The organism is Mycobacterium sp. 1274761.0, assembly GCF_001668615.1.
Classification (GTDB): domain Bacteria; phylum Actinomycetota; class Actinomycetes; order Mycobacteriales; family Mycobacteriaceae; genus Mycobacterium.
Genome location: NZ_LZMC01000038.1, coordinates 115,866 through 128,405 on the forward strand (window position 1 = coordinate 115,866; position 12,540 = coordinate 128,405).

Here is a 12,540-nt window from a genome sequence, read left to right on the forward strand (position 1 = left end):
TGGCAACATTACCGGCTGGTAAGTACTTCCTCCGAGACTCTCCAGGGTGGGGCAGATGATGGGTTCGACGGAGATTTCACTCCTTGCCGCCGCGGGCAGTGAGGGTGGCGGCGCCGCACTCGACCAGGTGATCGGCATGACGGTGGTGGCGCTGGTGGTCGGTGCGCTGCTGTGCTGGCTCGGGTACCTGCATCGGGCGCGCAAAATCACGTGGGTCAACAGCGTGGCCGAATGGGCGGGCCGGCGATTCAAGCGGCCGCCGTGGGTGGCCGTCCCGATCGCGCTGTTCACCGCCACGTTGATCTGCGCGCTGTTCGGCTTCATCTGGGATGTCAGCCTGCACATCGGGAAGGGCCGCGACCCGGGGCCGTTGGCCAACCCGGCGCACTACTTCATTCTGTTCGGGCTGTTCCTGTTGTTTGTCGCGGGTTGCGCGGCGATCGTGCTGCCGTATGAGAAGCCGGGCCCGTTCGCGATCCGGATCACCAAGGACTGGTATGCGCCGGTCGGCGGCGTGCTGATGGCCGGCTGCGGGCTTTACGCGCTGACCGGCTTCCCGCTGGACGACGTCTGGCACCGCATCTTCGGCCAGGACGTCACGCTGTGGGGGCCGACGCACCTGATGATGATCGGCGGTGCAGGCTTCTCGACCATCGCGGCGCTGGTCCTCGAATACGAGGGCAAGAAGCACGTCGGCGAGGACGCGCCCAAGGAGGGCTACGGGCTCCTCTTCATCAAATATCTCGCTTTCGGCGGCATCGTCATCGGCCTGTCGGTGTTCCAGATCGAGTTCGACTTCGGTGTGCCGCAGTTCCGTCAGGTATTCCAGCCGATGCTAATCGCCGCGGCCGGGGCGTTTGCGCTCGTCGCCGCCCGCATGATGATGGGCCGCGGCGCCGCCATCCTGGCCGCGGTGTTGGCGATCGGGCTGCGCGGACTGGTGGCGTTGACTGTCGGCCCGATCCTGGGCGCGCCGATCAACTGGTTCGCGCTCTACCTGGGCGCCGCCATCGTCGTCGAAGTCCTCGCGTTCACCCCGCTGTACAAGCGGCCCATCGTGTTCGGTCTGGTCAGCGGCCTTGGAGTCAGCACGGTCGGGCTGTGGCTCGAGTCGTTGTGGGTCGACACGGTCTATCACTACCCGTGGCCGTCCAGCATCTGGCCCGAGGCGCTGATGATGGCCGTGCCGGTCGCGGTGCTCACCGGGGCGTGCGGCGCGATGTTCGGCATGGTGCTCACCGACCAGCGGCTGCCGCGCCGTGCCATCAGCATCGGCCTTGTCGTGCTGGCGATCCTGGCCATCGGCGGCGCGACGGCCAACGGTCTGCGCTACGAGGTGCCGAAAAACGCCACCGCGACGGTGACGCTGACGGAGGCCGGGACGCCCGGCAAGCGTCTGGTAAACGCCGACGTGCGGATCAACCCCCCGGATCTGATCAGCGACGACCCCAACTGGGTGTCGGTGCTCGGCTGGCAGGGCGGGCTGGCCAATGACCGCGGTATCTTCGTCGACCGCCTGGAGAAGCTCGGCCCCGGCCATTACCGGTCGACGCAGCCGATGCCGGTCTACGGCCAGTGGAAGACGTTGCTGCGGGTGCACGACGGCCGGATGCTGACCGCGGTACCGATTTTCCTGGCCGGCGACCCCGGCATCGGGGCGCCGGAGGTGCCCGCGCAGGCGTCGATGACGCGGCCGTTCGTCGCGGAGATCACGATCCTGCAGCGCGAGCGCAGTCCCGAGGTGCCCATGTCGCTGTGGACCATCGGATGTCTGATCGTGCTGGCCTGCACGCTGATCATGATCGGCGGCCTCACCTGGGGCGCGGGGCGCGTCAACAGGAGCCAGCCGACCGGGACGAAGACGGAACTCCAGCCGTCAGCGCAAGCATGACCGCTGCGCCGGACGTCGTGGTACTGGCCCATCATGGGCTGCTGCTCGCCATCCCGGCGTTCGTCCCTGCGATCATCGTGGCCGGCGTGATCGGCTACGTCGCGATGAAGGACCGTCGCAACAGAGGCGAGGCCGACAGTGAGCAATCAGGCTCGACCGATCATGATGGGAAATCGTGACTTCATTACAACGAGATAAGCGAGTCCCTGTCGTCCTGGCTGCCGTGCTCGCCGCCGGCGCCCTGCTGCTCGCCGGCTGCGGGCAAGGCGGCGAGTCACAGAACGCGCAAAGCCCGGCTGCGCCGTCCAAGTCGACAGTCAGCCCGTCGGACATGCAGAACAATCAGGCAGCGCCCGACCGTCTGCAGATCGACGTCACGATCAAGGGCGGTCAGGTGACCCCGACCAATGCCCAGCTGAAGGCGAAGGTGAACCAGCCGATCGTGGTCAAGGTCAACAGCGACACCGCCGACGAGCTGCACGTGCACTCGACGCCCGACCACAAGTTCAACGTCGAGGCCAAGCCCGCACAGCAGTTCCAGTTCACGGTCGACGTCCCCGGAAACGTGGACGTCGAATTGCACCACCTCGACAAGACGATCGCGACCATCCAAGTCCAGCCGTGACCGATCGACCCGTCGCGGTCCTGGCCCATGGCCTCGGCGGGTCCACGGATCTGCCAATCCCGTTGAGCTATGCGCTGATCGGGGCGGCGTGGGCGTTGACGTTCACCTTCGCGGTGGTCGCTTTCGCCTGGCGAACGCCGCGCTTTGATCCGGACAAGCCGGGACACGCTCTGCCGCAGTGGGTGACGACGGTGGTCGACGCAGCGGTCACCCGATGGCTGCTGGCCGCGGCCGGTCTGCTGTTCGCGGGCTGGGTGGCGATGGCCGCACTGTTCGGCACGTCCGACCACAACCCGGTGCCCGGCGTCTTCTACGTGTTCATGTGGATCGGGCTGGTGGCGCTGTCTTTGGCGATCGGCCCTGTGTGGCGGGCGATCTCGCCGCCGCGCACGCTGTACCGCCTGCTGCGGCTGGCACGGTTGCCGTCGGGCCGCGGTTATCCTCGTCGGTTGGGCTACTGGCCCGGGGTTCTCGGCCTGTTCGCGTTCGTCTGGCTGGAATTGGCCAGCCCGGACCCCGGTTCGCTCGGCGCGATCAGGCTCTGGCTGCTGAGTTACCTCGTCGTCACGCTCGCCGGCGCGATCGTCTGCGGAGACGGATGGTTCAGCCGCGCGGATCCGTTCGAGGTCTACAGCGTTGTGGCGTCACGGTTTTCGCCGTTCCGGCGCAACCCGGCCAGCGGCCGCATCGAGATCGGCAACCCGTTCGACCACCTTCCGTCGCTGCCCGTGCGGCCCGGCGCCGTGACGATGCTGGCGGTGCTGCTCGGATCGACGGCGTTCGACAGCTTCTCGGCGTCACCGGACTGGCGGAACTTCGCCGACCACTATGCTCATTCGGCGACGGCCAACAGCCTGCTGCGTTCTGCGGGTCTCGTCGTTTTCGTAGCGGTGGTGGCGGTTTCGTTCTCGCTGGCCGCGCGGGCCACCGGCGGCGTCGACCGAAGCACCAGACGCGAACTGCCCGGGCGGATGGCGCACTCGCTCATCCCGATCGTGCTGGGATACATGTTCGCGCACTACCTGTCGTATCTTGTCGAACGGGGTCAGCAGACCGTCATCGACCTCGCCGACCCGCTAAACCGTGACTGGAATCTGCTGGGCCTCGGCGACGCCGGAGTGAGTTACCTTCTGTCGCTTCATCCTTCGGTGCTGGCAACCATCAAGGTCTGCTGCGTGGTCGGCGGACACGTCGCCGGGGTGGTCGCAGCGCACGATCGCGCGCTGCGGGTGCTGCCCAAGGGATATCAGCTCACCGGCCAGCTCGCCATGATGCTGGTGATGGTCGGTTACACGTTCACGGGGCTGTACCTGCTATTCGGTGGCTGATGAAACGCGCAATCGCCACACCACTTCTCGCGAAGTCATTTAGATTGGCTTCGTGCCGGTTGACGACACTGTAGAACAAGCGTTAGCCGGGGGTTCTCCGCAGCAGGTCGGGTGGTTTCGCTTCTATTTCGCCGACGAACGATGGGAGTGGTCGGATCAAGTGCAGCGGCTGCACGGCTACGAGCCGGGCACGGTGGAGCCCACCACCGAGCTGGTGCTCTCGCACAAGCATCCCGATGACTACGTCGGAGTCGCCGCGACGCTGGACGAGATCCGGCGCACGCACAAGACATTCAGCACCCGCCACCGCATCATCGACACCCGCCAGCAGGTTCATGACGTCATCGTCATCGGGGACCGGCTCTACGACGACGGCGAGGTCATCGGCACGCACGGGTTCTACGTCGACGTGACCGATACCGACCGCAGGCGCGAGGATGAGGTCAGCGCGGCGGTCGCCGAGATCGCCGAGAACCGGGCGGTGATCGAGCAGGCCAAGGGCATGCTGATGTTGATCTACCGGATCAGCGATGACTCGGCCTTCGAGCTGTTGAAGTGGCGGTCACAAGAGACGAACATCAAGCTGCGCGTACTGGCCGAGCAGCTGCTGACCGACTTCGCGAAGCTGACCTACGAGGAGGTCCTGCCGCCGCGGGGGACGTTCGACCATCTGCTGCTGACGGCGCATCAGCGCGCGCAGCCCGACGACCCGGCCAGATCCGCCTCCTGAACCGCCGATCAAGATCATCGACTTTGGTTGTGATGGCGCCCCACTGGGCACCCCCGTATGGTCTCGTAGGTCCCCTCGATCCCTGGAGTGTGTTCGTTGACCCAAGCTGCGCAGTCGGCCCCGCTGGAAGTCTGGCCCGGTAAGGCGTACCCGTTGGGCGCCACGTTCGACGGGTCCGGCACAAACTTCGCGGTGTTCAGCGAGGCCGCGGAGAAGGTCGAGCTCTGCCTGTTCAGTGATGATGGAGCCGAGACCCGGATAACGCTGCCCGAGGTCGACGGGTTCGTCTGGCACTGTTTCATCCCGAACATCCAGCCGGGTCAGCGCTACGGCTACCGCGTGCACGGCCCATACGATCCCGCGGCGGGTCTGCGGTGTAATCCGAACAAGCTGGTGCTGTGCCCGTACTCCAAGGCAATCGATGGCACCTTCGACTGGAATCAGTCGCTGTTCGGCTACAACTTCGGCGATCCCGACAGCCGCAACGACGACGACTCGGCGGCCAGCATGCCGAAGTCTGTGGTCATCAACCCGTACTTCGACTGGGGGGTGGACCGCCCGCCCGGCCACGAGTACGCCGATTCGGTGATTTACGAAGCGCACGTGAAGGGCCTGACCCAGACCCACCCCGACATCCCGGAGGCCATCCGCGGCAGCTACGCCGCGATCGCGCATCCCGCGATGATCGAACACCTGCAGTCGCTGGGCGTGACGGCAATCGAACTCATGCCGGTGCATCACTTCGCCAACGACTCCACGCTGGTCGACAAAGGCCTGTCCAACTACTGGGGCTACAACACCATCGGCTTCTTTGCTCCCGACCCCAAATACAGCAGCAACCCCACGCCGGGTGGGCAGGTGCAGGAGTTCAAGGCGATGGTCCGCGCGCTGCACGAGGCCGACATCGAAGTGATCCTCGACGTCGTCTACAACCACACCGCCGAGGGCAACCACCTGGGCCCGACGCTGTCGATGCGCGGCATTGACAACGCCGCCTACTACCACCTTGTCGACGACGACAAGCGGTACTACATGGACTACACGGGCACCGGCAACAGCCTCAACGTCCGCCATCCGCACACGCTGCAGCTGATCATGGACTCGCTGCGTTACTGGGTCACCGAAATGCACGTCGACGGGTTTCGCTTCGACCTGGCCGCGACCCTGGCGCGCGAGTTCTACGACGTCGACCGACTGGCCACGTTTTTCGAACTGGTGCAACAGGATCCGACGGTCAGTCAGGTCAAGCTCATCGCCGAACCATGGGATGTCGGGCCCGGCGGCTATCAGGTCGGCAACTTCCCGCCGCAATGGACCGAGTGGAACGGCAAGTACCGCGACACCGTCCGCGACTACTGGCGCGGTGAGCCCGCCACGCTCGACGAGTTCGCCTCCCGCCTCACCGGTTCGGCCGACCTCTACGAGCACACCGGGCGCAGGCCGGTGGCGTCGATCAACTTCGTCGTCGCCCACGACGGCTTCACGCTGCGGGATCTGGTGTCCTACAACGAGAAACACAACGAGGCCAACGGCGAAGACAACAACGACGGGGAAAGCCACAACCGGTCGTGGAACTGCGGTGCCGAAGGTCCCACCGACGACCCCGAGGTCAACGGGTTGCGTGCGCGCCAGCAGCGCAACTTCCTGACCACGCTGCTGCTCTCGCAGGGCGTCCCGATGATCGCCCACGGCGACGAACTCGGCCGCACGCAGCAAGGCAACAACAACGTCTACTGCCAGGACAACGAGTTGTCCTGGATTGACTGGGCGACCGCCGACGAGGGGCTTATCGAGTTCACCCGGTCGGTGTCCGCGCTGCGCGCCGCCCACCCCGTCTTCCGGCGGCGACGTTTCTTCAGTGGGCGGCCGGTGCGGCAGCGCCCGGGCCCGACGCTGCCCGACATCGCCTGGCTCGCGCCCGACGGATCCGAAATGACCGACGAGGACTGGGAATCCGGCTTTGCGAAGTCGCTCGGCGTCTACCTCAACGGATACGGCATCCCCGATCTCGACGTGCGCGGGCAACGGCTCACCGACGATTCGTTCGTGCTGTTCTTCAACGCCCACTACGAGCCGATCGACTTCACGCTGCCGCAGAAAGAGTACGGACCGTCATGGGTGCCGGTGATCTACACCGCCGACGACGTCAATGAAGAGTCCAAACCGTATGACGCTGCGGCGACAGTCACCGTGGACGCCCGCTCGGTGATGGTGCTGCAGGCCGACTCCTAGCGAAAAGCTCTGTCCGACAGCCCTATTCCTTATTCGACCACATCGAAGAACGAATCGCCGTCCTCGGGTGTGCCGTCGATCTGACCCTCTTCGCGGCCGCGCTGCTCGGGGTCCAGCCGATCGAGCTCGTCATCGGGTGTTGAAATGGTCTCGTCGTCGGCCCGGTCGTTCGCGTCGCGAACGTCGATGTCGTCGGGCGTCACATCGGGTTCCTCTTCGGCGAGCCGTTCGTCGAGCGACTCGTTCTCACCCGCGTCGATCCACCGCTCGGGCGGATCCACCACGTTGTCACCGTCGTCGTTGCGGATCTCGTCGGAGTCGAGAGCCTCTTCGGGAGTCAGTGGATTGTCATCGGAGACGTCGCGTGCCATGTCTCCCATGTTGCCCGGCATCGGAGGGGGTTAAACAGCGGCCATCATCATCAACACCGCCGTCGGCCCGCCGGCGCATTTAGCTCGACGGTTGCTGCCGGCCCCGAATCCGGTCGACCGGCGACAGCGCCGGGCCCGCCGCGCTGGCCGCTTCGCGCGGCGGAACCAACGGCGGCCGAACGTAGGACGACTTAGTCGAAATCATTGCCCGTAACTGGGCATATGGTACGGTTGACCAGCTGAAGCAGCCGTGGTCATGTATTCGGCACCGAGGGGTGCCGCCGGCCGGGCGGGCTGGAAGTAGAAGCCGAAGAGCGGCGGTGACTACCGACGGCCACGGTTGCAACAGCACCCTCTCCGGCCATCGTGAACTTCACGCCTGTCAAGTTGCTGGTAGCTCCTAGCGGGTGGTCGGTGTCAGGCCGGTCTTGGCGTCGAGGTACTGCAGCAGATCATGGGCGGCCAGCTCGATGTCTTTGTGCCGCCACTCCGATGCGCGGTAGACGCAGGCGATCAGCCCCGTGCGGTGCAGCCGCCGCAGATCGCCGTAGACGAAGGCGTAACGCGCCTTGGTGTGGTCTGATGCGCCCTCGGTGAGGCCGAGGTGCCACCGGGCGTACTCGTCCCACGAGTGGTTTTCCAAGAACGTGTTCTGAGCTTCTGCGCCGGGCTGCACCTGTCCCCAGTCGCTGTCGAGCACGTACTGGCGGGCGTCGATGAGCTCGCGCGCCTTGGTCACCGCGTCCTTGTTCACCGCATATTTGGCCATACGCGCGGATACCCGTTACGGGACCGCCACCTTTTCGCGCTGCAGGATCTCGGCCGCGGCGCGCTCCCCCGAGCGCACGGCTCCGTCCACCCACCCGCACATGACCGCTGAGCTCTCGGTGCCCGCCCAGTGGATGCGGCCGCATGGCTCGCGCAGTGCGGTGCCGAACTCGGTGAGTACGCCCGGTGGCGCATGGCTGATCATGCCGCCGCCCGAATAGCGTTCGACCGTCCAGTTCTGCTCGATGTAGTCCACCGGCGAGCGCGCCGCGCCGCCGAACCGCTTGCCCAGCTCGTCGAGGATTACAGCGCGGCGTTCCCCGGCGTCGAGCCGGCACAGCTCGCGCGCGCCCGGCCCCTCGGTGATCACACAGAGCACCCCCGGCGTGCCGGTGTCGGTGCAGGCGTCGATGGTCACCGCCGCCGCCGTGCCCGGCGCCGCAGACTGCCCCGAGAGCCCCTGGGACCGCCAGAACGGTTCGTCGTAGACGATGTTGGTCTTGATGACCGCACCGCTGGGCATCCGCTGGTGCAGAAACGACCTTTCCACGGAAAGCGTTGGCTCATAGATGATCTGGCTTGCGATCGCCAACGGCACCGCCACCACGGCACGCCTGGCCCGCACTGTCATGTCATCGGAAGCGACCGTGACGCCCTCGCCGTCCTGCTCGATGCGTCGCACCGGTTGGTTCAAGTGCACTGACTCGCCGAGCGCCGCGGTCATCGGCCCGGACACCGCGCCCATGCCGCCGACGATGCGGGAATCCTGCGAGCCGCCCACGATGCCGAACACGAACTCGGGCCCGCCGCCGGAGGCCATCTGGTGCAGCGCGAACAACAGCGAGACCTCGGCGGTGTCGCTGGTGTAGGTGCCGCCGACCGCGGTTTCGAGCAGGTCGCGCGCGGCCCTCGACCACACGTGGCGGTCCAGCCAGTGCCCGACGGAGACGCTGTCCCACTTGCCGGCCTTCTTCGCGGTCCACGGCGCCTCGAGCGGAACCGTCTTGCACATTCGGCCGAGTTCGAAGAACGCGGCGCCGAGGCTGAGCGTCGCGAGAGGATTGAGGTTGCGCGGTACGACGCCCTTGTAGCGGTATTGCTTGCCGTCGACGACCATCATCGCCTCGCCATCGGCGTACTGCTTGTAGCTCGGCACGTCGAACTCGTTCATCAGCGCGCGGATGCGGTCCTGGCCCGGGCCGATCCAGGCGCCGCCGCGGTCGATCCACGTGCCGTCGGGACCCGCCACGGTGAACGTGCGCCCGCCAACCCGGTCGCGGGCCTCCAGCAGAGCCACCGAGTGGCCGGCCTGCTTGCATCGCAGCGCGGCCGTCAGCCCGGCGAACCCGGCCCCGATCACACAGATGTCCACGTCAGCCATCATCGGATGGTCCACCCACCGGTGGCCGCGCGCTGCCTTTTGGCACTTTCTTAGGAGGTCGTGACCTCAGCCGACGATTCGCGCGATCGAGCGCAGCGGGATCGGCAGCCATGTCGGCCGGTGCCGGGCCTCGTAGGCCGCCTCGTATACCGCCTTGTCCAGCTCGTACGCCGCCAGCATGGCAACCGAATCGCGGGGGTCAGCCCCGGCCACCACGGCATAACCCTCGCAGAACGCGCCGGCGTTGCGCTCCACCCATTCGCGCGCCCGGGCGGCCAGCTGCCGGTAGCGGTCGTCTTCGGCCTGCTCCATCAACCGCTGGTAGGCGGCGTATTCGAAGGAGCGCAGGATGCCCGCCACATCGCGGGCAGGCGAGTCGGGCCGCCTGCGGTCGTCGAGCGGCTGGCCCGGCTCGCCTTCGAAGTCGATCAGCAGCCACCGCTCCGGCGTGCGCAACACCTGCCCGAGGTGCAGGTCGCCGTGCACGCGCTGGACGGTGATCGTTTCCTCCGCCAGCTTGCGGTAGCGCTCCTCGATCAGCGGCACGTACTGCTGCAGGTCGGGGACAGCCGCGGCGGCACCCTGCAGTCGCTCCAGCACGGCGTCGAGCGGGAAGGGTGTCGTCGCCGTGCCGAGCTCCTCGGCAAGGGTGGCGTGCACCGAGGCGACGGCCTCGCCCAGGCGGTAGGACTCGCCTGCGAAGTCGCCGCCCACCTCGTCGGCGTACAGGTCGCCCTCGGCGAACAGATCACGGGTACTGGCGGTGGCCATGTCCCAGCCTTCGGCGGAGTTGGCCGCGAACGCGGTGACCATGCCCAGCGCGCTCGGCTCGTCGCCCCACGCCGTCTCGTACGAGCCGAGCAGGCGCGCCACGTGCGGATTGCCGGCGCGGGCGAGCACCCGGTTCAACTCGATGTCGGGGTTGGTGCCCGCCGTGATGCGTCGGAAGACCTTGAAGACGGCCTGCTCCTCGAACACGACGCTGGTGTTGCTCTGCTCGGCGCTCCCAACCCGGGGCGCCGAGTCCAGCGGCAAGGTGACGTCGGGTTCCTTGCTGAACCGCAAATCCCCGACCGTCGCCGACGAATCCACCAGCGACAGCAGGAAGGACGCCGCGGTCGGGTCGTAGAGCGCGTCGTAGGCGGTGCGGTCCTCGTCCGCCCCGATCGTGGCGACGTCGGCGTACTCGTCGATGGGCCCCGACCCCCACCGCACCAGCACCTGGTAGCGGTCGGTCGAACCGTCGCCGTAGATTGCGTCGAGCAGCACCAGATCCAGATCGTCGCGCAGCGCGACGATGTGGGCGGGCGCGACGGACGACAGCGTACGGGTGCGGCCCGCATACCAGCGCTGCTCGGTGAGCCATTGCGCCCACGGCAGGTTCTGCGGCCGGCTCATGGCTTCTCCTCGGACGCCTTCAGCGAGAACCAGTAGAAACCGTGGCCCGGCAGGGTCAGCAGGTAGGGCAACTGGCCGATCGGCGGAAACTCAACGTAGCCGGTCATCTCCACCGGTGTGTACCCGTTCCAGTGCTGCAGGTTCAACTCGATCGGCTGCGGGAAACGCGACAGGTTGTTCACGCACAGCGCGATGTCGTGCTCGCCGTCGCGGTCGAGTTCGCGGACATATGCCAGCACCGACGGGTTGGACCCGCCGAGTTCACGGAACGTCCCGATGGCGAAGGCCGCGTGGCGTCGCCGCACCGCCAGCATGGTGCGGGTCCAGTTCAGCAGCGACGATGAACTGTCGCGCTGCGCTTCGACATTCACCGACTGATAGCCGTAGATCGGGTCCTGGTTCGGCGGCAGGTACAGCTGTCCGGGGTTGGCCTTGGAGAAGCCGGCGTTACGGTCGGGCGTCCACTGCATCGGGGTTCGCACGCCATCGCGGTCACCGAGCCAGATAATGTCGCCCATGCCGATCTCGTCGCCGTAGTAGAGCACCGGCGAACCCGGCAGCGACAACAGCATCGCGGTGAACAACTCGATCTGGTTGCGGTCGTTCTCCAGCAACGGCGCCAGCCGACGGCGGATACCGACGTTGGCCTTCATGCGCGGATCCTTGGCGTACTCCGCGTACATGTAGTCGCGCTCTTCGTCGGTGACCATCTCCAGCGTCAGCTCGTCGTGATTGCGCAAAAAGATTCCCCACTGCGCCATTTCGGGGATCGGCGGGGTTTGCGCCAAAATCTCTGAGATCGGGAACCGGGATTCGCGGCGCACCGCCATGAAGATGCGCGGCATCAGCGGGAAGTGAAACGCCATGTGACACTCGTCGCCGCCGGTGTCGGGATCACCGAAGTACTCGACCACGTCGGCCGGCCACTGGTTGGCTTCGGCCAGCAGCACACGTCCCGGATACTCGTCGTCGATCACCTTGCGGCAGTGCTTCAGGAACGCGTGGGTCTCCGGCAAGTTCTCGCAGTTCGTGTTCTCGCGTTCGAACAGGTACGGCACCGCGTCGAGGCGGAAGCCGTCGATGCCCAGATCGAGCCAGAACCGCAGCACGTCGATCATCGCTTCCTGCACGGCAGGGTTGTCGTAGTTGAGATCGGGCTGATGCGAGAAGAAGCGATGCCAGTAGAACTGCTTGCGCACCGGGTCGAAGGTCCAGTTCGATTCCTCGGTGTCGACGAAAATGATTCTGGCGTCAGCGTATTTCTGGCTGGTGTCACTCCACACGTAGTAGTCGCCGTAGGGGCCGTCCGGGTTGCGGCGTGACTCCTGGAACCATTCGTGCGAGTCGGACGTGTGGTTCATCACCAGGTCTGTGATGACGCGGATGCCGCGGCGGTGAGCCGCGTCCAGCAGCGCTACGAAATCGTCGACGGTGCCGAACTCCGGCAGGACCTTGTAGAAGTCCCTGATGTCGTAGCCGCCGTCACGCAGCGGTGAATCGTAGAACGGCGGCAGCCAGAGACAGTCCACGCCAAGCCATTTCAGGTAATCGAGCTTTTCGATCAACCCGCGCAGATCGCCCGACCCGTCGGCGCTTGCGTCGTAGAACGCCCGCACCAGAACCTCGTAGAAGACGGCTCGCTTGAACCAGGTGCGATCCTCCGGCAGCACCCTGGCGTGCCCGAAGTCGTCGGCGTTGGGATGCTCGACTACGCCGTCTTCAACACGGCTGCCTTCGGCGGGGTCGTGGTCGACCGGGTTTTGTCTTGCAGCATCCATCGACCTTCAAACCTACCCAACCGCGACGGAATTGAATC

At 66.1% G+C, this 12,540-nt stretch carries 11 protein-coding genes; 6 read left to right on the top strand and 5 right to left on the bottom strand.

Features of this window, described 5'->3' with window-relative positions:
- The first annotated feature begins 55 nt into the window (after window positions 1-55).
- The 6 genes from A5651_RS06510 to glgX all read left to right on the top strand — a co-directional run bounded on the left by A5651_RS06510 (window position 56) and on the right by glgX (window position 6,806).
- The gene (locus A5651_RS06510) at window positions 56-1,891 is read left to right on the top strand and encodes a hypothetical protein (protein WP_066977306.1); all 1,836 of its coding nucleotides are present in this window, start codon (window positions 56-58) and stop codon (window positions 1,889-1,891) included.
- Complete coding sequence (locus tag A5651_RS06515; protein ID WP_066976988.1) at window positions 1,888-2,070, top strand: hypothetical protein; 183 nt, start codon at window positions 1,888-1,890, stop codon at window positions 2,068-2,070. Before A5651_RS06510 ends, A5651_RS06515 begins: the two co-directional genes overlap by 4 nt.
- Complete coding sequence (locus tag A5651_RS06520; RefSeq protein ID WP_066976991.1) at window positions 2,067-2,516, top strand: hypothetical protein; 450 nt, start codon at window positions 2,067-2,069, stop codon at window positions 2,514-2,516. Before A5651_RS06515 ends, A5651_RS06520 begins: the two co-directional genes overlap by 4 nt.
- A complete protein-coding gene (locus A5651_RS06525; RefSeq protein WP_066976994.1) occupies window positions 2,513-3,844 on the top strand; it encodes a hypothetical protein in 1,332 nt (443 codons plus the stop codon). The genes A5651_RS06520 and A5651_RS06525 overlap by 4 nt, the downstream gene beginning before the upstream one ends.
- Window positions 3,845-3,896: 52 nt before the next feature.
- Window positions 3,897-4,574: a PAS and ANTAR domain-containing protein gene (locus tag A5651_RS06530; RefSeq protein ID WP_066976997.1), complete on the top strand. Its 678-nt coding sequence runs from the start codon at window positions 3,897-3,899 to the stop codon at window positions 4,572-4,574.
- Window positions 4,575-4,670: 96 nt separating this feature from the next.
- Entirely contained in the window at window positions 4,671-6,806 is a 2,136-nt protein-coding gene (gene glgX, locus A5651_RS06535; protein WP_066977309.1) for a glycogen debranching protein GlgX, read from the top strand.
- A gap of 29 nt (window positions 6,807-6,835) precedes the next feature.
- On the opposite strand, the gene A5651_RS06540 is transcribed toward glgX, so the two are convergent.
- The 5 genes from A5651_RS06540 to treS form a co-directional block, all read right to left on the bottom strand.
- Window positions 6,836-7,186, bottom strand: coding sequence for a hypothetical protein (locus A5651_RS06540; protein ID WP_369803917.1), 351 nt, complete (start codon window positions 7,184-7,186; stop codon window positions 6,836-6,838).
- A 391-nt stretch (window positions 7,187-7,577) separates the two neighbouring features.
- The gene (locus tag A5651_RS06545) at window positions 7,578-7,946 is read right to left on the bottom strand and encodes a hypothetical protein (RefSeq protein ID WP_066977000.1); all 369 of its coding nucleotides are present in this window, start codon (window positions 7,944-7,946) and stop codon (window positions 7,578-7,580) included.
- A 15-nt stretch (window positions 7,947-7,961) separates the two neighbouring features.
- A complete protein-coding gene (locus A5651_RS06550) occupies window positions 7,962-9,326 on the bottom strand; it encodes an FAD-dependent oxidoreductase (protein ID WP_066977315.1) in 1,365 nt (454 codons plus the stop codon).
- 66 nt (window positions 9,327-9,392) lie between these two features.
- A complete protein-coding gene (locus A5651_RS06555; RefSeq protein WP_066977003.1) occupies window positions 9,393-10,724 on the bottom strand; it encodes a maltokinase in 1,332 nt (443 codons plus the stop codon).
- On the bottom strand, window positions 10,721-12,502 hold the full coding sequence (gene treS / locus A5651_RS06560) for a maltose alpha-D-glucosyltransferase (protein WP_066977005.1): 1,782 nt from the start codon (window positions 12,500-12,502) through the stop codon (window positions 10,721-10,723). The genes A5651_RS06555 and treS overlap by 4 nt, the downstream gene beginning before the upstream one ends.
- Between the last annotated feature and the right edge of the window lie 38 nt (window positions 12,503-12,540).

Coding starts and splice junctions, on each gene's coding strand:
- A5651_RS06510 (WP_066977306.1), top strand. CDS start 56: ATGATGGGTTCGACGGAGATTTCACTCCTTGCCGCCGCGGGCAGTGAG.
- A5651_RS06515 (WP_066976988.1), top strand. CDS start 1,888: ATGACCGCTGCGCCGGACGTCGTGGTACTGGCCCATCATGGGCTGCTG.
- A5651_RS06540 (WP_369803917.1), bottom strand. CDS start 7,186: ATGGGAGACATGGCACGCGACGTCTCCGATGACAATCCACTGACTCCC.
- A5651_RS06545 (WP_066977000.1), bottom strand. CDS start 7,946: ATGGCCAAATATGCGGTGAACAAGGACGCGGTGACCAAGGCGCGCGAG.
- A5651_RS06550 (WP_066977315.1), bottom strand. CDS start 9,326: ATGGCTGACGTGGACATCTGTGTGATCGGGGCCGGGTTCGCCGGGCTG.
- A5651_RS06555 (WP_066977003.1), bottom strand. CDS start 10,724: ATGAGCCGGCCGCAGAACCTGCCGTGGGCGCAATGGCTCACCGAGCAG.
- treS (WP_066977005.1), bottom strand. CDS start 12,502: ATGGATGCTGCAAGACAAAACCCGGTCGACCACGACCCCGCCGAAGGC.